Below are 21,693 nucleotides of genomic sequence, written 5' to 3'. Positions count from 1 at the left end.
GCATCCGCGCCGCGATTGCCTCGTCGTCCACCCGGCGATCGGATGCGGCCCGGACTACACCACGTGAAAGTTGGACACGGAATCATTGGCGAGCTGCGCGACGAGTTGCAGCTCCCAATCGATATAGGCCTGCATCGCCTCGGCGGCGTTGTCGGTGCCTTCATAGGGGCGCTTGTAGACGTCGTCCGGCGTCGAGATCCAGGACTGTCGATCTGTCTCCAGCGCATGTCCCGCTGTCGTCCAAGCCCGCGTGCCGCCGTCGAGGACGCGAACCTGCCGGCTAGTCGCCGATCGCGCATCGGCCAACGCAAACGCCGCTTCCGCGCCGTCGGCGCTTGCGAGCACGATCGGGCCGTCGCCCGGCAGCTTGCGGAGATCCGTTGCAAAGCGCGACGCCAGCACGAAATGCGCGCCGGGAATGTGTCCGGCCTTGTAGTTCGGGCTGCGCGTGAGATCGACAATGGTCCAGGCCGCGCGGTCAGCGGCGAGCCGTGCCACATCGATCGCCGCATCCCCGATCTCCGGCAAGGCCGGCCGGCAGGGGGCAGGGATCTCCGTTGCCGTCGGCGCCACGACGTCAGGTCCGATGATCGAGGCGTCCCAGCCCATTTGTGTCAGCCACGACGCGGTCATGCGCGCGCGCACGCCGTCGTCATCGAACAGCACCAGCCGCGCGCCGCGCACGCCGACCCATTCGTCGGTCGCCTGCACCAACTGGCCGCCAGGCGCGGAGGCGAATCCGGCCGGATGACCGGCGGCATATTCCTCGGGCGTGCGGACATCGAGGCAGTACAGCGTCCGTGTTGCGGCCTCCGCCTGATAGCGCGCGAACGTCGCTGCATCGAGCATGCCGACGCCGACTCGCTCAGCCCAGGATTTGGCGTCGGCGAGAGCTTTGGCGTAGCTCGCCTGCGGCCGTTCCAGCATGCGCGCGGTCTTGCCGCGCTCGACGTGATGGCCGGCCAGCGTCCAGCCGATCGTGCCGTTGCGCAGGGCATAGATCCTGTTCGGCAGACCGGCATTGATCAGCGACTGCGTGCCGATGATCGAGCGGGTGCGCCCGGCGCAGTTGACGATGATCGTGGTGTCGGGCGACGGCGCAATTTCGCGCGCGCGAAAAGCGAGCTCGCCGCCGGGGACGCTGACCCCGCGCGGAATGCTCATGGTGCGGTACTCCTCGAAGCGGCGGGCGTCGAGCAAGACCAGGTTCGACTCGCGCTCGATCAGCGCCTTGGCTTCGTCCGCCGACAGCGACGGCGTATGGCGGATCGCCTCGACCAGTTCGCCGAACGCCTTGCTCGGCACGTTGACGTCGCGGAACACTTCACCGACCCGGGCATAGCCGGCGAGCCCGCCGGCCAGGATCGACACGTCGCTGTAGCCCAGCGCGCGGATGCGCGGCACCGCACGCTCCGCAGCGCCTTCGCCGTCATCATAGACCACGACCGGCACGGAGAGCCGCGGGATCAGGTCGAGGATGCGCAGCTCGATCTGCGACAGCGGCAGCGAGACCGCGAAGAACGGATGCGACAGCGAATAGGGCCCTTCCTCGCGGACGTCGAGCAGCGCCACCTCTTCATTGGCGCGCCAGCGCCGCCGTAGCTCCTTTGGTGTAGTGAAGCCTTCGATGTCAGGCGGCGGTGCGGTCGGGCCAGAGGTTGGGGACGCTGTCATTCGAATATCCGGAGATGAACTCGCTGCTCGTGCCGCTCTCCGCGTCATAGACCGCGCGCCGGATGCGGCCGATATTGCCGCCATAGACGTGGATGCTGATCGAGGAGCGGTCCGCCAGACCGTTGGAGATGGCGTGGATGTCGCCAATCTCTGGCGAGACTGCGGCAGTTTGTCCAGCCTGTAGCCGTTCCGGCATGCCTCCGCGCAGGCTGCCATCCGCCTGCCGCGCATAGCTCACGGACCGCTCCTCGCCGCGCAGCACGCCGACCAGGCCCCAGACGCGGTGGTCGTGAACGGGCGTGCCCTGGCCCGGACCCCAGACGAAGCTGACGATCGAGAACCGGTCGAGCGGATCGGCATAGAGCAGATACTGCCGGTAGCGGGCACCGTCGGCGACGGCATAGGCGTCCGGCAGCCAATCGTCATGCGCGATCAGGTCTTTCAGCTTCGGTGCGAGGGCCGCGAGCAATATCGCTTCGTCAGTCGTATCGGCAACGAGGCGCGCGGTTTCGGCGACGAAGTCGCGCAAACGGGCAATGTCAGTCATCTGAAGTCGGTCTCTGCGAAGTCGACTTGTCGAAGTCGATCTTGTTGATGTCGGTTTTGCCGAACGCGTCGCGCGCCTAGCGGGATCTCTGGTGCGTTCTACACGTGAGGTCCGAGCATGGCGAGGTAGAAGAGATCCTCGTTCGACAGCTCACCGGTGCGACGTCGCACGGCCAGTTCGCCGCGCTCCGTGCGGGCGTCAGCTCGCCGCTGCGGCATCAGGTGACCGAGCCAGCCTCCCACCCACGAGACGTAGCGCATGATAGCCTCCGCGTCGTTTCACAACCGCTTTGATATCATGCCTCGATCGGCGCCGAACAGAGCAGGGCTCGGCTCCGCGTCAATTTGGCAGATCATGCCTGCTGAAGCGCATCTTCGGTAAATTCCTTTTCCGATGAGTGCATGCTGCGTTGATCCGCTTCTCCCGCAGACGTGTCTTCGTCAGCATTTCGGCCCATCAGGCCGTCCTGCCAATGGGTGCGGAAGGCCATCCACGAAGCGTGATCCTGGAAGGCGACCTCGGCGAACCACTCGACCGTGACGGCGCCGCTCGGCCAGTAGCGCTCCTGGTCGTGCCAGCACACCACCGGCCAGCGCGGATTGCGATAGGAGCGGCCGCTCTCATCATGCAACGACGGGCGGCCGAGATGATCGATCAGCCACGCCATCACGTCGGGCAGAAACGTCGCGGCGAACGAGACGCCGTGACGTCCGAGCCGCTGCGGCATCCGCATGATGCGCTGATCGATGATCGCGAAAGCGGGCGGCACCGCGCCGACATTGAACTGACGGATCATCAGGAGGCGGAAGCCGCAGTCGCAGAGCTCGGCCGGCACGGCGTGGATCGCGCTTGGTTGAAGTGGAGCCGTCATGTTCATACCAGTGCTCCCTTCGCCTGTTCGAGCATGTGGTCGGATGAAAGCTGTGCGCCGTCGCGTTCGACGGTCGCGCGAAAATCCCTGGCGAGTGCGGCGCCCACCGCGAGTGCTGCGGCCTCCTCTCGCGGGTCGCCGCTCCATTTCATCGTCATGGCGACTTCGCCCGCGTCCGCCCGCCGCTCCGTCACGCCGGCGAAGCGCAGGTCGAAGCCGGCATCCTCGCCATCGAGCGTGCAGGGCAGATAGCCCGATGTCTCGAACGGCACATAGCCGTCGTCGAGCGTCAGCGCGAACGGAAGGCGCGCGATCGCCTGCTGCAACGCTGGGCGCGTCGGCACATCGGTGCGCTTCAGATAGGCGGTCAGAACGCGTGCCATCCCGTGTCTCCCGTCGGCATCAGTACGATGCTGGTCGCAGCGTACCGATCGCCCCGCGTGGATACGGAGATCGGGTCCGAATCCAACGCGGCGAAAATCAACAATCACCGACATTTCCGCCGGTGCGAGATGACAGATCAAATTTCGTGCCAGACGCGCCGCGATCAGTGGAGACTGTGGCCGTCACTGTCGTCCTGTGACGACACGAGCTGCGCGATCGCGCTGGATTGATGGTGGACCATCCGCCAGCCGCCGCCGATCCGCTTGAAGTGATTTGAGGCGGCAAGCGCGGCACCATCGACCAGCTCGATGCAGACCACGTGGCCATGATCACCATCGACGATGGCGTGCGGTTCCGCACACACGATTTGGGGGCGCGCCGGATTGCTCAGGATGTCGCGCCAGCTGCCGATCACGGCGGCGCGGCCGACGATCGCCGGCCAGCCCGGATGGATGCAGGAGATGCCGTCGCCATCGGCCCACAGCGCCGCCAGCGCGGCGAAGTCGCCGGCCGCAAAGGCCGCGTAGAAGGCCGCATTGGCGGCGATGATCGCGCTTTCGTCACTCATGCCGCAGTCCTGCGTCAGTCCTTTGCCGAACATCACCCGATGTCCGAAACCGCACATCACCTGCCTCGGCGCAAACTTGCAAGCTTCTTGCAAGCCCCCATCGGCACGCCATTGCAACGCAGCAGCCGAGGTCCTGTCATGCTCGAAACGGCCATTGTCGGGGGTGGATTGTGCGGAATAACACTCGCGCGCAGCCTTCAGCAGCGCGGCGGGACGTTTGCGTTGTTCGAAGCCCGACATCGCCTGGGCGGGCGGATCATGACAGCGAAGAGCACAAGCGGGCTCGCGCTGGATCTCGGGCCGACCTGGTTCTGGCCCGAGACCCAGCCGCTGCTCACCGGCCTGATCGCCGAGCTCGGACTCACCGATTTCGCCCAGCATGACGACGGCACGGTGCTGCACCTGAAGGAGGCGGACAAGGCGGCCGAGCCCATCAGCGGTCCGCCGATTCATCAGGGGGCGCGCCGGCTGTCCGGGGGCATGACGAAGCTGGTCGAGGCGCTGTCGCGCGATCTGCCGGCTTCCGTGATCCATCTCGGCCATGAGCTGATGCGCATCGTCGATTGCGGCACGCATGTGCGGCTGATCTTCGCCACCGAAACGGAGTCGGTCGCGATTGAAGCCAAACGCGCGGTGCTGGCGCTGCCGCCGCGGCTGCTGATCGATCATGTCGGCTTCTATCCCGCGCTCGACGACGCGACCTTCGAGGCGATGCGCAACGCCGAGACCTGGATGGCCGCGCAGGCCAAAATCGTGATCGCCTATGACCAGGCGCATTGGCGCGACAAGGGCCAATCGGGCAACGCCTTCGTGAGTCACGAGCAGGCCGTCGTCGGCGAGATCTTCGATGCCTGCGACGAAGGCGGCGACCGCGCCGCGCTCGGCGGCTTCCTCGCCTTTCCTCCCGATCTGCGCGAAGCCTTCAATGTCGGCCTGCCGATGCTGATGGACAGCCAGATGGTGCAGCTGTTCGGCTCGGCGCTGGAGAGCGGCGAGCAGCATTATCAGGACTGGGCGACGGATCGCTTCACCTGCAGCGCGCTGGACCGGACGACGCCGCGCGGCGAGCACAGCGAGATCGCCAATCCGATGCTGCGGCGGGCGCTGTGGGAGGGCCGGCTGCATCTCGGCGGCGCCGAGACCGCAAGCCATGCGGCCGGCTATCTCGAAGGCGCCGTCAATGCGGCGCGGCGCATCGAGCGCGCGCTGGCGCGGGCCGCCGACGCGCCGGTGGGCGTGCGGCCGGGTGGCGTGGGCGAGGGGCTGTCGGGCAATGACGCCAGCCTCGCCTGGTTCGCCTCCTGGGTCGCGGCGCAGCGTGATGCGGCGTTCGACGACTATCGGCAGCGCCTGAACCGCAGCCTCGCCACGCAGCAGCGCGAGCAGCTCACCCAGCTCGCCGTCCTCGGCGCCATCGAGCAGGTGTTCGCCGCTGCGCTGCAGGTGCTGGAGGCGCTGAGCTTCGACATGCGCCATGTCGCGATCGAGCGCGGGCGCTCGGGCCTGATGCCCGAGGTCCAGAAGCCGTTCCGCGACGTCATGCAGTCGCTGCTCGACGACGCCGTTGCCTTCAACCGCACCTCCTGCGCGCTCTCGAACTTCCCGTTCGAGCACAAGCCGCCGAAGGACTATGTGCAGACCATCCTGCGCGACATCGCCGCCGCCTGGCAGGAGTTCTCGCTGGCCGCGAACCGCATTCTGCTGGCGAAGGCCGAAGCTGCGCGGCAGCCGACGGGGGTGTCGTCGTGACTGCGACGGCTCTGGGGCACGCGCGATGAAGCTGCAGATCGAACGTCCCATCATCGAGGCGATGGCCGCGGCCTTTCCGCATCTCGCCTCGCTGACGGAGCAGCTTCGCTTCGGCGACAAGGTCGAAATCAACCTCGCCCAGCTCGCGAGCGCCGAGCTCGATGTCCTGCGCGACAGCTATCAGAAGGCGGGGCCCGAGTGGCACGCGCGTGCCGCGCAGATCGCGACCTTGCAGCGCGCCTTCAACGGGTCCGGCACGCGCTTCTCCGAGCATGAGCTGGAGCAGGTGCTTCCGGCGATCGTGCGCTATCTGATCTCCGGCGCCATCCGCGGCTGGATGTTCACCGCCAATGTCGCCAGCCGGCCGCTGCCTTATGTGGTGACCCGGCTCGACTACACCGCGCCGTCCAACGACGAGGCCGGCCGCGTCTTCATCGAGCTCAAGGCCAACGCCAAGGGCGCGATCACCACGTCGACCTTGCGCATCTCCACCGGCGACATCGTCGGCCGGACCGTCGCCGAGATCTTTGCCGCCAAGGGCTTTCTCAAGGAAACGCCCGAGCTGATCGCGGCCTATGACGAGACCGCGGAACGCTATTTCGCATGGCGCGGCCGCTACGGGGCGCAGTTCTCCGGCCGCGGCATCGGCTTCTTCGCCGACGATCCGAACTCCTCGCACCGCGATACGGACTGGTCGCGCAAGGACGTCATCGTGCTGTCGTCGGGCGGCGGTACCGCCCGGCTCGTCAACGACGAGGGCATCCTGACCGAGCGCGCGCTGACGCTGGAAGTGACCGGCGACATTCTCGGTCCGTATCTGCGCAAAGCCGCCAAGAGCAATCTCTACGATGCCGAGCAGGAGGTCGAGGAGTCGAAGGCGGCGATCCCGCAGGGCGTGTTCTGCAAGATCCCCGTGCATCCCTACATGCTGATGTTCCATCTCGACCTGCACCATTATCTCTGGGTGCATGCCGACGACATGGCGCCCTACGTCTATCAGCCCGAGCTGAAGGACAAGCTGGTGCTGCCGGAGGAGCAGACCGACCTGATCGACATCCTCACCGCCGAGATGGACCTGCTGATGGACGACATCGTCGCCGGCAAGTCGGGCGGCACCACGGTGTTGTGTGCCGGACCTCCCGGCGTCGGCAAGACGCTGACGGCGGAGGTCTATGCGGAGATCATCGGCCGCCCCTTATATCGCGTGCATTCCGGCCAGCTCGGCCTCAACGTCGCGGCGATGGAGGGCGCGCTGAAGGACGCGCTGACCCGGGCGCAGCGCTGGGGCGCCGTCATGCTGATCGACGAGGCCGACGTCTACATCAAGCGCCGCGAGGACGACATGACCATGAACGCCGTCGTCGGCGTGTTCCTGCGCGTGCTCGAATATTTCAACGGCCTGCTGTTCCTCACCACCAACCGCATCGACGACATCGACGAAGCGATCGTCTCGCGCTGCATCGCGCTGATCAAGTTCCAGGCGCCGGACGCCGATGCGCGCGGCCGGATCTGGCGGGTGATGTGCGAGCAGTTCGGGTTGAAGGTGGACGCGGGCCTGATCGAGCTCCTGGTCGAGACGTTTCCGGCGGCGTCCGGCCGCGACATCAAGGGCCTGGCGAAACTCGTCGCCAAATACTGCCACCACAAGAGCGTGCATCCGACCATCGACGTCTTCCGCCGCTGCGCCATCTTCCGCGGCATCGATCTCGGTGACCACGAGCCTATGGCGGAGGCGGCGGAGTAGGTGGCTGGAACGGTGCTAAAGCGGCTCGATCCACGCATGATTGCGAAGCGATCGCGCCAAGGTATCTCCACACGTCATTCCGGGGCGCGCGCAGCGCGAGCCCGGAATCCATAACCACAGGCTATTGTGATACGGGAGAGATGGATTCCGGGTTCGCGCTTTGCGCGCCTCGGAATGACGAGAGGTAAGAGTTCGCTTCAAAGCAAACGGCACTACGGGGACATGCCTAGTCGCCGGCCTTGCCCAGCGTCGCCGGATTATAGCCTTCCTCGCGCAGCACCCGCTGCACCACCGGTCGCGCCAGCATCCGCCGGTAGTGTGCGAGCAGGTTGGCGGGCATCGCGATGCCGGTCTTGTCGGCCCAGAATTCCACATAGAACAGGATCGGATCGGCCACGGAGAACACCCCTGCGAGATAGGGCTGCTCGCCGAGCATTCGGCTCAGAATGGCAAAGCCCTTGACGACTATGTTGCGGCCGAGCGCGCGCACGGACTCCTGGTCCGCCTCGTTGCGGCTGAAGGTCGGGGTGACGAAGATGCGGGCGAAACCGTGGCCGTGCACGGTGCCGGCGATGTAGGTCATCGCCTCGAGTAGCCGTGTCTCGGTCTCGAGATCGCTTGGCCACAGCCTGGCGCGCGGACGCGAGCGTCCGAGCCAATAGGCGATCACGGGGACCTCGGTGAGCACGCTGCCGTCGCTGCGGACCAGCGCCGGAATCGTCGACTTCGGATTGATCGCGACATAGTCCGCCTTGAAATTGTCGCCGGCTGGCAGGTTGACGATGTAGGCCTCGAACACCTCCTCCAGCTCTTCGAGGATGATGTGGATGCCGGTCGAGCATGATCCCGGCGTCATGTAGAACTTCATCGCGGCCATCATTGTCTCCAAGCCGACATCGTCCGGGCGCCATCGCGCCTCACGGCATGCTTCATGCAAGGTTCGGGGCAGTTCTGCGAATGACACAGCTTGGCCCGCCAATCCGGGCCGGAGCCGTCAGGTTTGCGACAGGAGATGTCACCACGGCCCGCTGCTCCCGTCGCGCGTTCAGGGAGATCAGCGCATGACCGAACGTGAGCCGGAAGTCTTCGTGGTCTGTCCGACCGCGAGCATCGGCAAGGGCCAGGCCAAGTCGTTCAGCCTGTCGCGGATCGGCGACAATGGCGAGGCGCGGCCGTTTCCGATCGTGATTGTCCACACCTCGTCCGGCGGCTTCGTCGGCTACGTCAACACCTGCCCGCACGAGGGCAAATGGCTGAACATCGGCAGCGGCCAGTTCTTCACCGCCGACCGCAGCCTGCTCCGCTGCGGCCGGCACGGCGCGACCTTCGAGATCGACACCGGCCTCTGCAACGCCGGCGCCTGCGAGGGCCAGAGCCTGGAGCCGATCGCGCTCGCCGTGATCGACGGCGACATCTGCCTGTGCGGCGTCGCCCTGGTCGAGGATGTCAGCTTCCCCGATCCGTTCGACGATCTCGACGAGACGATGGAGATCATGATTCATCCGGATTGAGGGGGATGCTCCTCGAAACCAAAGGAGCACTTCTTCTCCTGTTGGTAGGGGAGGTAAGCTATCTAAGCGCGGGCGGTCCGCTCCCTCTCCCCGTTCTTACGGGGAGAGGGTTGGGGTGAGGGGCCGCCACTCGGGCAGACTTACTTTTGAGACTCCAACTTACACGCGCATCCGCATGCGATGTCGTTGGATGTAGCTCACACCACCCGTGCCGCTGCCCCTCACCCCAACCCTCTCCCCGTGAAGGACGGGGAGAGGGAGCGCAGCGTCGCCTGTGGTGGTAGCACGGCTTGAATCATGGTCCGGCAGGAGGACGTCGCTACCCGCGACTTACGCACTCCTTGCCGTCAGAACCCATCCGCCTTCTTGCCCCAGGGATGACTGCCCGGCACCAGCTGGGCCTTGATGCCGGCCTTTTCGACGTCGGCTTGCGTCTTGAAGAACGTCGCCTCGTGCACCAGCGTGCCGTTCTTGGTCGTCACCGCGACATAGCGCGCGACGGTGTCGATGTCGCAGAGATAGCCGCCGCCGGGATCGGCTGCGCTGCGCAGATTGCCGTCCCAGTCGACGAAGAAGCCGTCACTCATATCTCGCTCTCCAAGGTTCATTCCGTGTCAGGCTGGTCCGCGACCAGTTGCGCATAGGCGCTCTCGACGATCGCCCGGCATTGCAGCAGGCGCCGGTGCTCAGCCTTGCTGATGCTCACCGTCTCCACGCCGTCATCGGCGGCCGTCGTCGCTGCCTGCAGCGCCTCGAACAGCGCTTTTTCGAGCTGATAGATCCGCTCGCTGGCGCGCTCCAGATAGGGGATCGGATTGGCGCGGACATTGGCCTCGTGCAGCGCATCCAGGCTGAGCAGCGAGCGGAAGCGGCGTTCGACCTGGCGCTGCTGCATGCCGAAATCATGCTCGATGACCGTCATGGCCGCACCTCTCGCGCGGACCTCGCTGCAGCCTTGGCGGCGTCGCGGAGCAAGGTGAGGCATTCGAGCGAGGCGGCCATGTCGAGCGCGGAGAAGCCGTCGAGCGTCTCGCTCTCGATGTCGGCACCCTTGGCGAGCAGATGCGCGACCACCTCGGCCTTGCCTGAGGACGACGCATACATCAGCGCGGTCGCGCCATTGTCGTTGCGGTTGTCGAGGTCGATGCCGGCCTCGACCAGCGCATCGATGGCGTCGAGATGCCGGCCGACGCAGGCGAGCCACAGTGCGTTGTTGCCGTCGGCATTCCTGGCCGAGATGTCCGCGCCCGCGGCGAGCAGCTCGCGGATGATGGTGACGTTGCCGAGATGGGCGGCGCGCATCAGCGGCGTCGTCCGGTTGCCGATCGCAGCGTCGACGTCATCAGCGGGAAAGCCCTGGGCGGCGAGCCACGCCGCCAGCACCGGACCGACGTCGGCCGCGCCGCTGCGCGCCGGAAAGCGCTGGCGCCACGCCTCATAGCCGCCGTCGAGGCTGTAGACCTCCGTGAACCCGAAATCGGAGAAGGTTTGCGCGTATTCCTGGCTGGCGTTGCCATGATAGCAATAGATCAGGATCGGCGTCCGCCTGGTCGTGCCGGCGATCAGCTCCGACAGATTGCGCTGGGTGAGATGCTGTGCGCCGGCGATGTGCGCGGTGCTGAACGAGGCCAGGTCGCGGACGTCGAAGCGCAGCACGTCGTCACGCTGCAGCAGCTCGGCCGCCTGGCCGACGTCGATGCGCTGGAACGGAATGCGCGGTCTCATGCTGTTCGTCTCATGGCAGTGCTCTCACGGCAGGACTCCCGCTTCGTTGCGTGTGCGGCCCGGATAGGCGGCCAGCGTCGTGATGCGATCATCGGTCAGGGGACGGCCGACGGTGAAGTGATAGAGCGTCTGCCACCGGTCGCCGGCGACGCCGAGCATCTCGTGCACGGAGTCGTCGAAATAGCAGCCGATGCCGGTGCCGCGTAGGCCGGCCGCCTCGGCTTCGAGATACAGCACCTGGCCGATCAGGCCGGCCTCCCAATGCAGCTGGCGATAGCGCCAGGGATTGTCACTGACGAGCGGTGCGAACTCGGCCAGCATCGCCACCGTGAAGCAACTGTCGCCGGCGATCGCCTGGTGGCAGCTCGAGGTGCGGACCACGCCGCGGCTGTCGGTCGGCAGCAGATGGAGCAGCGGCAGATGATCAGGCGCATTCTCGACGCGTCGCCAGTCGAAATCAGAACGCAGCGCCCGCCGCAGATCGCTTTCCGTGTTCGCGTTGCGCGGAAGAGCATAGAGCCCCGGCGCGAGACCGTCGACGCGATGGACGAACAGCAGGGGATGCAGGCGGGGCGCAAAGGGCCACGCGTCCCAGGGCGGCGTCGCGCGCGGCAGCAGCGCGTCGAGCAACTGGCAGAAGATATCCGCGCTCATCGTGAACCTGGAATCGAAGCGTTGCGCGCTGCGGCGACCGAGGATGAGCTCGGCCGCGCGGGCCGTCGATCGCTGCACGCGCGGTGGCAGGGACGGGCGCGCCGTGATCGCATCCTGTGCCATGCCGGCTGTGGCCGCGCCGACCTCGGGAATGACCGGCCAGCGATAGAGCGGATGGCGATCGAGCCGGTTCGCTGTTCCCGTCCAGATGTCCTCGTTCGTCCACGGCCGGGGCAGATCCGCATGCGCGGCCCCGTCTGCATTGCGAGGCGTGATCGCGACCAGAACGTCGGCATCCTCCGGCTCGACCCCGGCGAAATCACCGGCGCGATCGAGGCCCATCAGCGCAGCGAGCGCCGCGCTGTCGATGCCATCGATCACACGTGCGCTCCAGCCGAGCGCAGCGGCCGCAATGCCAATGCCGCCGAGTGCGTGACCGAGGTCGAGCTGACAGTACCGGAAGGCGCGCTCGCCATATTTCCACGCCTCGCGCCGGTGGACCGAGGACAGACCGAGCCAGAGCCGCGGCGGCCCCTCCGATGCGACGCGACGGCGACAGCGCTGCTCCAGCACGTGGTCGCGGCTGACATAGTGATGGAGCCCGTCGCCGAGGCCGGCGACATGCTCCGCGATCACATAGGCCTCGGTCGGATGCAGATTGCCGCTCGACGGATTGCAGCGCAGAGCCCAGCGATCGGGGCCGTACTCCTTCCACGCCGACAGCCCGAACGACAATTCCAGCAGCAGCGCGACGCCGTCGATGGTGAGCGCGTGCACCGGCGCCGTCCCTTCGCAGGCCGCGGCAAAGCTCGCGGTGAGGCGATCCGACGTCAGCGGCAGATCCGTCCGCGGGCTGCCTGCGAATTCGCGAAACGGATTCGGCTGCGCGTCCCAGTCCAGCGTCTCCGGCCCGGCCGCATAGCGCTTCAGGCTATGCTTGGTGCGGGCGTGATAGGCGAGCGCGATCTCGGCGGCCGCCGGCATCTTCGCTGCGGGTGACGGTGACACGGACATGGTTCCTCACAACGCGCGAGCTCGACGTTCGCGCATCCTGAACGGTCGCTTGGTGACCGGATCGAGCGGAGCAAAATCCGTTCCGGGAGCACGCCGCCGTCTTGTCGCCTCATCCTCGGATGCGCCCCTCCGGCACAGGCCAGGAATGCATCACCGCGGGTGTTTGATATGGACGCCGGGCTGGCCGCTGCGCGTCTCCCGGACTGACAGCGCGGAGAGCGTTGTCCGATTCCGAACAGCGCGACCGGCGCTGTCCGTTTCTCGACATCAGTGCCGCTGCGTGCGGCGCGAGTTGTTCGCCTCGATCAGCACCGCGACCTTGGCGGCGATCGACAGCCATGCCTGATGCGCGTCGATCTTGTGGCCGAGCTTGAAACTATCAGCCATGCGGCTCGCGAAAGCCGGCCCGTCCGGGCCGTGCTGTTCGGCGATGATCCACGCGGTCTGCCACAGATCGGTTTCGCTCGTCACGGCAGCTACAGATCCAGCACCAGCCGGTCGCCCTTGGCGCGCGACACGCAGGGGAGGAAATAGCCTTCCGCGCGCTGCGCCGCCGACAGCCGCTTGTCGCGATGATCGATCTCGCCCTCGACGACCCGGGTCTTGCAGGTGCCGCACATGCCCTGCTCGCAGGAGGTCGCGATCTTGACGCCGTTCTCCTCGAGGAAGGCGGTGACGGTCTTGTCGCCCGGGATCTTGAACGTCGCGCCGGTGCTCTTGATGGTGACGTCGAACACCTTGTCGAGCAGCGCGGCCGCGGCCTTGGCGGTGAAGCGCTCGACATGGATGCGCTCTTCGGCAAAACCCTTCTGCTTGGCCTGCGCGATGATCGGATCCATCCACCAGTCCACGCCGCAGATGAACAGCTGGGTGTCGTCGGGACGGTCGGCCAGCAGCTCGGCGGCTTTCAGCAGCTGATTGTTCTCGGTCGCTTCCTTGTAGTATCTGGTATCGGCGGCGAACGCCGAGGCCTCGATCCGGCCGCGGAATGCGTCCGGCGACATCAGCGCGAACACGTAGTGCAGCTCGAACGGGATGTTCTTGGCCTTCAGCGTGTCGGCGATCGACAGGATCGGCGTCACGCCGATGCCGCGCGCCACCAGCAGCGCGCGCTTGGTGTCCTTCGGGATCTTGAAGCGGTTGCGCGGGCGGCTGACCTGCAGCTTGTCGCCCTCGTTGATGTCGAGATGCAGCGCCTTGGAGCCGCCGCGGCTGTTGGCATCCTTCCACACGCCGATGCAGTAGCGGTTGCGTTCGGCCGCGCTGTTCAGCAGCGAATATTGCCGCGTCAGTCCGTTCGGCAGGGTGACGTCGATATGGCTGCCCGGGGTGAACCCCGGCAGCGGCTGATCATCAGCCGGAATGAGCTCGAATGAGGCCATGTTGTGCGCCTCGATGGCTTTTTTAGCCACGACGACGGTGTGCAGGCTGTCGGACATCTGACAACTCCATGGAGCGACCCGGCTGAAAAGGAGACGATGCAAGGAGAAGGCCAATTGGCCGCATTCGCTCAGTGAAGCAGCTTTTCCGCTTGCTCTCCCAGCTGATGAGATGTATGTACGCCGCCCGTTTCAACTCCAGATGCGTTCAACGCGAGAGGCCATCAGCCATGTCAAACCCACTGTGCGCGACACGATCCGTGCCGACGCTCGCAGTGCGTCCGGCTGACAGTCCCTCCATCATGTTGAACGATCATGGCCAAGTCATCGATCGCGCGCCGGCAGGAGGCCGAGCGCGCACGGGTTGAAGCCTATGAGCTGACGCTGCGCCGTGTGGCGCGGCCGTCGCGCCCGCCGCCGGATCTGCACAATGCGATCCGCGAGGCCGAAGCCGGTTTCTCCGCCGACATCATTCGCGCTCCTGAAGCTTGGAAGCCGCAGCTGAAGACGCGCGATCCCGCGCGCCTGCGGCTGGCGGCCGCGCGGCACCTGTTCGCGCGCTATCCGGTCGCCGCGCATCTGGAGCAGATCTGGATCGACGCGGACGGGCTGGAGCGTGACGAGCGCGACCTGCGCAAGTGCTGGTACATCGTGGCCGCCGGTGGCGGCTCGCTGTACAAGGCGGGCGCGTCGGCCGTCCTGTCGCGCAAGGAGGTTCACGCCTTCCTCAATCCGCTCGGTCAGGTCGGCTTCGACGAGGCGATCTGGCAGGCGATCGCGCGCTCCTACACCGACGATCCCGCTTTGGCGTCGCGGATCGCCCGGTCGAAGATCGCGCGGACGCCGCGCGGCGAGATCGCGTTCTGGCGCGAGGCCGCGCAGTTCTTCTGCGCGCAGCCGACGACCCTCGAGGAGATCGACGATCTCTGCGACTATTTCGCGCACCGGCGCCGGCGCGATCGCAAGTTCAGCCTCAAGGGGCGGACGCTCGCGGCGCTGCGCCGCCTGATGAATGCGTGGCATCGCGAGCTCGCGGTGATCGCGCGCATCGAGGCGGCGCGGCGGCGGATCGAGATGGGGCGCCAGCATCCGACAGCGCGGGCCGCTCAGCTCCCGTCGCATTGGGCGGGTGCGCAGCTCGCGGAGTGGTCGTGGAGCCCGTCGTCCGCGAAGCGTGATGAGTACGTCATCACGCAGCTGCGGAGCGCGGAGGATCTCGTCGCGGAGTCCAGGGCGATGCATCACTGCGTGTCGAGCTACGCGGCCAAGTGCATCACCGGGCACGCCTCGATCTGGTCGCTGCGCCACCGCCATGCCGGCAAGACGCAGCGGCTGCTGACGATCGAGCTCGATCGGCAGCACCGCGCGGTGCAGGTGCGCGGTTTCGCCAACCGCGTCGCTCACGCCGACGAGCGAAAGGTCCTGGAGCGCTGGGCCAAGGCACGCGGCATCCATTTGCCGGAGATATGAGCTGCGTCGCCCTTACGGGCGGCGCAGGCCGGTCGAGCGATGCCGAGCCGCTGCAAAGAAAACGTCACATGACATCGCTCGCGCGCGGGTCTATGACGCGCGGTTCTCGAACACAGGTGCCGGACGGGGAGGGACTGCCATGACCATGCGCGAGCAGTGGGAGGATCAGGCCGAGCCATGGCTGGCGTGGGCAAGGGCGCCGGGCCATGACAGCTTCTGGCGGCATCATCGCGAACAGTTCGACACGCTGCTGCCGCCGCCCGGCGCACTGACGCTCGACATCGGCTGCGGAGAGGGCCGGCTGTCGCGACATCTCACGTCCAAAGGGCACCGGGTGATCGGCGTCGATGCCTCGCCCACGCTGATCGCGGCCGCTTTTGCGGCTGATCCCGCGATCGCCGTGGTGCGAGCCGATGCGGCCGCGCTGCCGCTCGGTGATGGCTGCGCCGATCTCGCCGTCGCCTTCATGTCGCTGCAGGACGTCGACGCGATGCCGGCTGCGATCGCCGAGGCGGCGCGGGTGCTCAGGCCCGGAGGTCGGCTATGCATGGCCATCGTGCATCCGCTCAGCTCGGCCGGCAAATTCGCAAGCCTTGCCCCGGATGCGCCATTCGTCATCCAGGGTAGCTATCTCGACGCCTTCACCTACAGCGACCCCATCGAGCGCGACGGATTCAGCATGATCTTCCATAGCGCGCATCGTCCGCTGCAGAGCTACTTTGCGGCATTGGAACAGGCCGGCTTCCTGATCGAAGCACTGCGCGAGGCGTCGACGCCTGAGGCGATCATCACCCGCGACAGCAGCCGGCGCTGGCTGCGCGTGCCGCTGTTCCTGCATCTGCGTTGCCTGCGGTCATGACGGCGGAACGCCACCGGCGCTCCGCCTTGCGCACGTCAACCGCGCCGTGCCGCCTCGATCGCGGCGACGTCGATCTTGTGCATCGGCATCATCGCGGCGAACACCCGCTTGGCGACCTCGCCGCCTTCGGCCATGGCATCGGTGAGCACCCGCGGGGTGATCTGCCAGGATAGGCCCCATTTGTCCTTGCACCAGCCGCAATGGCTTTCCTGGCCGCCATTGCCGACGATCGCATTCCAATAGCGGTCGGTCTCGGCTTGGTCGTCGGTGGCGATCTGGAACGAGAACGCCTCGCTTTGCGGAAAGGCCGGGCCGCCGTTGAGGCCGAGGCAGGGGATGCCGCACACGGTGAATTCCACCGTCAGCACGTCGCCGGCCTTGCCGGAGGGATAGTCGCCCGGCGCCCGGTGCACGCCGGTCACGCGGCTGTCGGGAAACACCTCGGCGTAGAAGCGCGCTGCGGCTTCGGCATCCTTGTCGAACCACAGACAGATCAGATTCTTGTGCTTGGCCATCGGAGCTTCCTTCCATTGCGCATACGAGCCGTCATTGCATCCGCATTCGACGGCCGTTTGGACATGATCACGCCAGTTCGTCTCGATCCGGCTGGTCCGAGGACGACGCTGGCCATGACAATCCGACATCATGATCGCTCGTCGACGAATTTTTTTTCGTGGGTCGCAGCGGGCGGTTTCGTCGTCGCGCTCCACATGCGTACAGCGGCACGACCCTTGCTGCCGCAATATTGGCGGCTCGCGCACCGGAACGACGGGGGCGGCGATGTCATTGCAGACTCCCCGTCGCCTGGCGCTGCCTGGCGACGCCGGACGACACCGCCAACAATGCTGGCCGGTTGCCGGTCTGATGTTGGAACGCCGACAGGCCGCCTGTGAGAACTTGAAGGACAGGGCGTGTCACGCCGGATCGACTGACGGGGTGGCTAGCTTATTCTCTGAAATAAAAATATATTGCGATTTTTCAGAATTCATGTTCTTATCCCTTCAACCCGCCTCGAGCAGAGGGACGTACGCGTCGTCACGAACGTTGAGGTGGGCTGCGATGGACGTGACGGTCGTGCCAGACGAGCATGGCCGGCGCGGACGGCGAAGTCGTGTGGTCCTGGCCTCTCGACGCTGAGGTCAAGTCCGTGGTCGTTGCTTGACGGCACGCGCGGGCGATGGGGGCAACAAAGCCGATCCCCAGGGAGAGCACGAAGGACACCGTTAAAACCAATCGCGCGGGGAAGGCCGGGTCTGTCCGGCTGTACTCGTGGTACCTGCCGCCTGCATTTTTTTGAGCAGGCGGGCCACGGGCCTCAGCCGAGGTCCGGCCTTCTCCGCGCCCTCTCGTGATTGAGGAGGGACCTGACCGATGCATCACTCGGGCACGCCGTGCCGCGGGATGGCGATGTCGCGTGTTTCATGACGTGTCTTATGAGTTGTTGCAGCCGCCAACCACCCGCTCCGCTGTCGTCCCGGACAAGCGCGCTCCGGCAACGCGCAGCGTTGTCCGGCAAGCGCGCGCCGATCCGGGACCCATAACCACAGGGAGGACTGTGAGGCACGATGGCCGCTCCATCCGACCCAGCCACACCCGTCACGGCGTATGGGTCCCGGGTCAGCGCCCGCCAACGCTGTCGCGTTGTCGAGCTTGCCCGGGACGACACCGAATATGTGGCATGATCCTAACAGCCATGATCAGCCGCGGCTTTGCAGCGCCATCGCGATCCCGTATCCAGCACGGACAATGCAAAGAGGAAACACCATGACCAAGACCGCTGCCGAGATCGAGGACGACCGCCAGATCCGCGAGCTGCTGCAGAACTGGGCGATCTGGCGCGATGCCGGCGATTGGGAGCGCTTTCGCACCGTGTGGCATCCGGACGGGCGGATGATGGCGACGTGGACGCAGGGCACCGGCGACGAATTCATCGAGATCAGCAAGGCGGCCTGGGCCAAGGGCGTCAACATCCTGCACTTCCTCGGCAGCATCTCGGTCGACCTCGCAGGTAATAGAGCGATTTCACAGACCAAGATGACGATCTCGCAGCGTGCCGAGGTCGAGGGCGTCGCGTGCGACGTGCTCTGCACCGGGCGCTTCTACGACTTCCTCGAGAAGCGGCAGGACAGATGGGGCATCGTGCTGCGCCAGCCGATCTACGAGAAGGACCGCATGGACCCGGTTACGCCCGGCGCCGTGCCCGCGCTCGATCGCGCACTGCTGGAGCAGTTTCCGGTCGGCTACCGCCATCTCGCCTATCTGCAGACGCGCATCGGCTACACCGTCAAGCGCGACATGCCGGGACTGAAGGGGCCGGAGGTGGAGGCGCTCTACGCGCGCGGCGCGGCGTGGCTGCGGGGCGAGCCGCTGTGATCGTTGAACCCGGCATCAGCGACGCCTGCGAGCGCAAAATCCGCCATCGCAGGCTGGTCGTCGCAGTCTGATCCGGCGAAGCACGTGTTCCGTTACCAAGACGAGCAATACGAGAACTGTGGGGCGGTGAGTTCGAAAGGGTCCGATCGCCTGTCGCTGCACGCGTTCGAAACCATCGGTGATATAATTGAATCAGAAAGGAATATCCCGATACATTGCCGATGGAACCTGCCGTCGCGACCCACCTTCTAAAAGAGGTAATGTATACAGAAGTGGCCGCCCGCCCTCGAAAAGCTAAGGAACTTGCGTTCTCCGACCTTGATGTTGTATACAGCAATCGAGTTGGAAGTATACCGACACGAGGAAACGCGATGGCTGCTTCATTTCCGATGAACGCCTGGTACGCCGCGGCCTGGGACGCCGAGGTCAAGCAGGCCCTGCTGCCCCGCACCATCTGCGGCAAGCATGTGGTGATGTACCGCAAGGCGGACGGCGCGATCGCCGCGCTCGAAGATGCCTGCTGGCACCGCCTGGTGCCGCTCTCCAAGGGACGGCTCGAAGGCGACACCGTCGTCTGCGGTTATCACGGCCTCAAGTTCAGTCCGCAGGGCCGCTGCACCTTCATGCCGTCGCAGGAGACGATCAATCCTTCCGCCTGCGTGCGCGCCTATCCCGCGGTCGAGCGCCACCGTTTCGTCTGGCTGTGGATGGGCGATCCGGCGCTCGCCGATCCCGCTGACATTCCCGACATGCACTGGAATCACGATCCGGCATGGGCCGGCGACGGCAAGACCATCCAGGTCAAATGCGACTATCGTCTGGTGGTCGACAACCTGATGGACCTGACGCACGAGACCTTCGTGCACGGCTCGTCGATCGGCAACGACGCCGTGGCGGAGGCCCCTTTCGACGTCACCCATGGCGAGCGCACCGCGACCGTGACGCGCTGGATGCGCGGCATCGAGCCGCCACCGTTCTGGGCCAAGCAGCTCGGCAAGCCCGGCCTGGTCGATCGCTGGCAGATCATCCGTTTCGAGGCGCCGTGCACGGTGACGATCGACGTCGGCGTCGCGCCGACCGGCACCGGCGCGCCCGAGGGCGACCGCTCGCAGGGCGTCAACGGCATGGTGCTCAACACCATCACGCCGGAGACCGACAAGACCTGCCACTATTTCTGGGCCTTCGCCCGTAACTACAAGCTCTCCGAGCAGCGGCTGACGACCGAGATCCGCGAAGGCGTGTCGGGCATCTTCCGCGAGGACGAGTTCATCCTCGAAGCACAGCAGCGCGCGATGGACGAGAACCCGGGACGCGTGTTCTACAATCTCAACATCGATGCAGGGGCGATGTGGGCACGGCGGATCATCGATCGGATGATCGCGCGTGAGACACCGCTGCGCCAAGCCGCGGAGTAGTTGGAATGCCTGAGCGTGAGAACGATCGCTCGATTTCGCAGACCGTCCGCGCGCAGCTCACGCTGCGCGACCTGATCCTCACCGGCGGCTTGCGCCCCGGCGAGCGCATCTCGGAGCTGCAGGCGGTGGAGGCCGCGGGCGTCTCGCGCACGCCGGTGCGGATGGCGCTGGTGCGGCTGGAGGAGGAGGGGCTGCTGGAAGCCATTCCGTCCGGCGGCTTCATGGTCAAGTCGTTCTCCGAGCGCGACGTGCTCGACTCCATCGAGGTGCGTGGCACGATGGAAGGCCTCGCCGCGCGGCTCGCCGCCGAGCGCGGTGTCTCCGTCCGCGACACCGAGCCGATGCGCGAATGCCTCGCGCAGATCGACGAGCTGATCGCGCCGCAGGAAATCTCCTTCGATGCATTTTCGGCCTATGTCGCGCTCAACGCCCGCTTCCACGCGCTGCTGGCCGAATTGTCGCGCAGCCCGCCGGTGATCCGCCAGGTCGATCGCGCCAGCGCGCTGCCCTTCGCCTCGCCGAGCGGTTTCGTGATGGCGCAGTCGGCGCTCCCCGAAGCGCGCCACATCCTGGTGGTCGCGCAGGAGCACCATCGCATCGTCATCGACGCGATCGAGAACCGCGAGGGCGCGCGTGCCGAGGGCATCATGCGCGAGCATGCGCGGCTGGCGGCGCGCAACCTGCGACTGGCCGTCAAGGCCAGGGGACCGATGGACCTCGTGCCGGCCGCCGTGCTGATCAAGATGGTGAGTTCGAACTAACGGAGACGATCATGCGCTTCCAGGACCATTGGTCGCCGGCGACTCTCGTGGCGACGCGCGATCTCGCATCCGGCATCCGCGAATTCATCCTGCGACCCGACGGCTACATCGCCGCGCCCTATCCGGTCGGCAGCCACATCAAGGTGAGTGTGCTGATCGACGGCCAGCCGGACGTCCGTTCCTATTCGCTGGTCGGCGAGAGCGATCCGCGCGGTTACCGGATCGCGGTGCGCTTCGCCGAAGATTCCCGCGGCGGCTCGCGCTATCTGTGGTCGCTGCAGCCGGGCGCCCGGCTGGATGTGGCCACTCCATCCTCGCTGCTTCAGGTCGACTGGCAGCGTCCCCACTATTGTCTGGTTGCCGGCGGCATCGGCATCACCCCGCTGGTCGGCGCGGCGCAGGCGCTCGTGCGCAAGACGCCGAACGTCTCGCTGCATTATGCGGTGCGGTCGCGCGGCGATGCCGCCTATGCCGACGAGCTGTCGACGCTGCTCGGTGACAAGCTGTCGGTCTACGCGGCCGATCAGGCGCAGCGGCTCGATCTCGCCGGCCTGTTCGCGAGCCTGCCGCAGGGCACGGCGGTGCTGTTCTGCGGCCCGATGCGGATGCTCGATGCGGCGCGCAGCGCGTGGGCCGCGTGTGGCCGCCCCTTGGCTGATCTCAGTTACGAGACGTTCGGATCGTCGGGGCGTCTGGCGACCGAGCCGTTCAAGGTTCGCCTGCGCGGCAGCGGCGAGGAAATCGTGGTGCCGCGCGACCGCTCGATGCTCGACGTGCTGAACGCGGCGGGGCATGAGGTCATGGCCGATTGCCGCCGCGGCGAGTGCGGCGTCTGCGCGATCGACGTCGTGGACGTCGAGGGCGAGATCGATCATCGCGACGTGTTCTTCAGCGACGAGCAGAAGCACGAGAACCGCAAGCTCTGCGCCTGCGTGTCGCGCGCCCATGGCGTGGTGACGATCGATACGCTGGAGCGTGTCGACGCGGTGTGAGAT

At 66.3% G+C, this 21,693-nt stretch carries 23 protein-coding genes; 9 read left to right on the top strand and 14 right to left on the bottom strand.

All coding sequences use genetic code 11. The features are described from left to right. Positions 1–54: 54 nt before the first annotated feature. The 6 genes from ACQR1L_RS07020 to ACQR1L_RS06995 all read right to left on the bottom strand — a co-directional run bounded on the left by ACQR1L_RS07020 (position 55) and on the right by ACQR1L_RS06995 (position 4,044). Positions 55–1,674 carry a rhodanese-like domain-containing protein gene (locus tag ACQR1L_RS07020; RefSeq protein ID WP_434857190.1) on the bottom strand — a complete coding sequence of 540 codons (1,620 nt, stop codon included), beginning with the start codon at positions 1,672–1,674 and terminating at the stop codon, positions 55–57. Continuing rightward, positions 1,631–2,221 (bottom strand): cysteine dioxygenase, encoded by a 591-nt coding sequence (locus ACQR1L_RS07015; RefSeq protein WP_434857189.1) that lies wholly within the window; start codon positions 2,219–2,221, stop codon positions 1,631–1,633. The genes ACQR1L_RS07020 and ACQR1L_RS07015 overlap by 44 nt, the downstream gene beginning before the upstream one ends. Positions 2,222–2,319: 98 nt before the next feature. Continuing rightward, positions 2,320–2,481 carry a hypothetical protein gene (locus ACQR1L_RS07010; RefSeq protein ID WP_434857188.1) on the bottom strand — a complete coding sequence of 54 codons (162 nt, stop codon included), beginning with the start codon at positions 2,479–2,481 and terminating at the stop codon, positions 2,320–2,322. A gap of 92 nt (positions 2,482–2,573) precedes the next feature. Beyond that, positions 2,574–3,092, bottom strand: coding sequence for a hypothetical protein (locus tag ACQR1L_RS07005; protein ID WP_434857261.1), 519 nt, complete (start codon positions 3,090–3,092; stop codon positions 2,574–2,576). 2 nt (positions 3,093–3,094) lie between these two features. Continuing rightward, positions 3,095–3,475, bottom strand: coding sequence for a hypothetical protein (locus tag ACQR1L_RS07000; protein WP_434857187.1), 381 nt, complete (start codon positions 3,473–3,475; stop codon positions 3,095–3,097). Positions 3,476–3,639: 164 nt separating this feature from the next. After that, positions 3,640–4,044, bottom strand: a complete 405-nt coding sequence (locus ACQR1L_RS06995; RefSeq protein ID WP_434857186.1) for a nuclear transport factor 2 family protein — start codon at positions 4,042–4,044, stop codon at positions 3,640–3,642. A gap of 138 nt (positions 4,045–4,182) precedes the next feature. On the opposite strand from ACQR1L_RS06995, the gene ACQR1L_RS06990 reads away from it, so the two are divergent. After that, positions 4,183–5,793 (top strand): flavin monoamine oxidase family protein, encoded by a 1,611-nt coding sequence (locus tag ACQR1L_RS06990; RefSeq protein WP_434857185.1) that lies wholly within the window; start codon positions 4,183–4,185, stop codon positions 5,791–5,793. Positions 5,794–5,818: 25 nt separating this feature from the next. Next, positions 5,819–7,537: an ATP-binding protein gene (locus ACQR1L_RS06985; protein ID WP_434857184.1), complete on the top strand. Its 1,719-nt coding sequence runs from the start codon at positions 5,819–5,821 to the stop codon at positions 7,535–7,537. A gap of 226 nt (positions 7,538–7,763) precedes the next feature. On the opposite strand, the gene ACQR1L_RS06980 is transcribed toward ACQR1L_RS06985, so the two are convergent. Further along, positions 7,764–8,405: a glutathione S-transferase family protein gene (locus ACQR1L_RS06980; RefSeq protein ID WP_434857260.1), complete on the bottom strand. Its 642-nt coding sequence runs from the start codon at positions 8,403–8,405 to the stop codon at positions 7,764–7,766. 193 nt (positions 8,406–8,598) lie between these two features. Between ACQR1L_RS06980 and ACQR1L_RS06975 the strand changes: the two genes are divergently transcribed. Beyond that, entirely contained in the window at positions 8,599–9,048 is a 450-nt protein-coding gene (locus tag ACQR1L_RS06975; RefSeq protein ID WP_434857183.1) for a Rieske (2Fe-2S) protein, read from the top strand. Between the two features lie 347 nt (positions 9,049–9,395). Here the strand turns inward: ACQR1L_RS06975 and ACQR1L_RS06970 are convergent, their stop codons facing one another. The 6 genes from ACQR1L_RS06970 to ACQR1L_RS06945 all read right to left on the bottom strand — a co-directional run bounded on the left by ACQR1L_RS06970 (position 9,396) and on the right by ACQR1L_RS06945 (position 13,880). Next, the gene (locus tag ACQR1L_RS06970; RefSeq protein ID WP_172114072.1) at positions 9,396–9,635 is read right to left on the bottom strand and encodes a hypothetical protein; all 240 of its coding nucleotides are present in this window, start codon (positions 9,633–9,635) and stop codon (positions 9,396–9,398) included. A 17-nt stretch (positions 9,636–9,652) separates the two neighbouring features. Beyond that, a complete protein-coding gene (locus ACQR1L_RS06965; RefSeq protein WP_434857182.1) occupies positions 9,653–9,970 on the bottom strand; it encodes a hypothetical protein in 318 nt (105 codons plus the stop codon). Next, positions 9,967–10,773, bottom strand: a complete 807-nt coding sequence (locus ACQR1L_RS06960; RefSeq protein WP_434857181.1) for an ankyrin repeat domain-containing protein — start codon at positions 10,771–10,773, stop codon at positions 9,967–9,969. The genes ACQR1L_RS06965 and ACQR1L_RS06960 overlap by 4 nt, the downstream gene beginning before the upstream one ends. Before the next feature lie 24 nt (positions 10,774–10,797). Beyond that, positions 10,798–12,441: a SagB/ThcOx family dehydrogenase gene (locus ACQR1L_RS06955; RefSeq protein ID WP_434857180.1), complete on the bottom strand. Its 1,644-nt coding sequence runs from the start codon at positions 12,439–12,441 to the stop codon at positions 10,798–10,800. 267 nt (positions 12,442–12,708) lie between these two features. Continuing rightward, positions 12,709–12,912 (bottom strand): hypothetical protein, encoded by a 204-nt coding sequence (locus ACQR1L_RS06950; protein ID WP_434857179.1) that lies wholly within the window; start codon positions 12,910–12,912, stop codon positions 12,709–12,711. A 5-nt stretch (positions 12,913–12,917) separates the two neighbouring features. Further along, positions 12,918–13,880: a PDR/VanB family oxidoreductase gene (locus ACQR1L_RS06945; protein WP_434857178.1), complete on the bottom strand. Its 963-nt coding sequence runs from the start codon at positions 13,878–13,880 to the stop codon at positions 12,918–12,920. Positions 13,881–14,135: 255 nt separating this feature from the next. On the opposite strand from ACQR1L_RS06945, the gene ACQR1L_RS06940 reads away from it, so the two are divergent. After that, positions 14,136–15,290 (top strand): PcfJ domain-containing protein, encoded by a 1,155-nt coding sequence (locus ACQR1L_RS06940; protein ID WP_434857177.1) that lies wholly within the window; start codon positions 14,136–14,138, stop codon positions 15,288–15,290. 139 nt (positions 15,291–15,429) lie between these two features. Next, positions 15,430–16,149: a class I SAM-dependent methyltransferase gene (locus tag ACQR1L_RS06935; protein ID WP_434857176.1), complete on the top strand. Its 720-nt coding sequence runs from the start codon at positions 15,430–15,432 to the stop codon at positions 16,147–16,149. 35 nt (positions 16,150–16,184) lie between these two features. Here the strand turns inward: ACQR1L_RS06935 and ACQR1L_RS06930 are convergent, their stop codons facing one another. After that, positions 16,185–16,664, bottom strand: a complete 480-nt coding sequence (locus ACQR1L_RS06930; protein ID WP_434857175.1) for a VOC family protein — start codon at positions 16,662–16,664, stop codon at positions 16,185–16,187. A gap of 1,249 nt (positions 16,665–17,913) precedes the next feature. On the opposite strand from ACQR1L_RS06930, the gene ACQR1L_RS06925 reads away from it, so the two are divergent. From ACQR1L_RS06925 to ACQR1L_RS06910, 4 genes are all read left to right on the top strand, one after another. After that, positions 17,914–18,522: a nuclear transport factor 2 family protein gene (locus tag ACQR1L_RS06925; RefSeq protein ID WP_434857174.1), complete on the top strand. Its 609-nt coding sequence runs from the start codon at positions 17,914–17,916 to the stop codon at positions 18,520–18,522. Positions 18,523–18,893: 371 nt separating this feature from the next. Beyond that, positions 18,894–19,937 (top strand): Rieske 2Fe-2S domain-containing protein, encoded by a 1,044-nt coding sequence (locus ACQR1L_RS06920; RefSeq protein WP_434857173.1) that lies wholly within the window; start codon positions 18,894–18,896, stop codon positions 19,935–19,937. A gap of 5 nt (positions 19,938–19,942) precedes the next feature. Beyond that, on the top strand, positions 19,943–20,698 hold the full coding sequence (locus ACQR1L_RS06915; protein WP_434857172.1) for a GntR family transcriptional regulator: 756 nt from the start codon (positions 19,943–19,945) through the stop codon (positions 20,696–20,698). A gap of 11 nt (positions 20,699–20,709) precedes the next feature. Beyond that, entirely contained in the window at positions 20,710–21,690 is a 981-nt protein-coding gene (locus tag ACQR1L_RS06910; RefSeq protein WP_434857171.1) for a PDR/VanB family oxidoreductase, read from the top strand. Positions 21,691–21,693: the final 3 nt, after the last annotated feature.

This window comes from Bradyrhizobium sp. HKCCYLR20261 (genome assembly GCF_051168435.1).
Lineage (GTDB): Bacteria > Pseudomonadota > Alphaproteobacteria > Rhizobiales > Xanthobacteraceae > Bradyrhizobium.
Note: the sequence above shows the minus strand (reverse complement) of the source record. Positions and strands in the feature narration are given on the sequence as shown.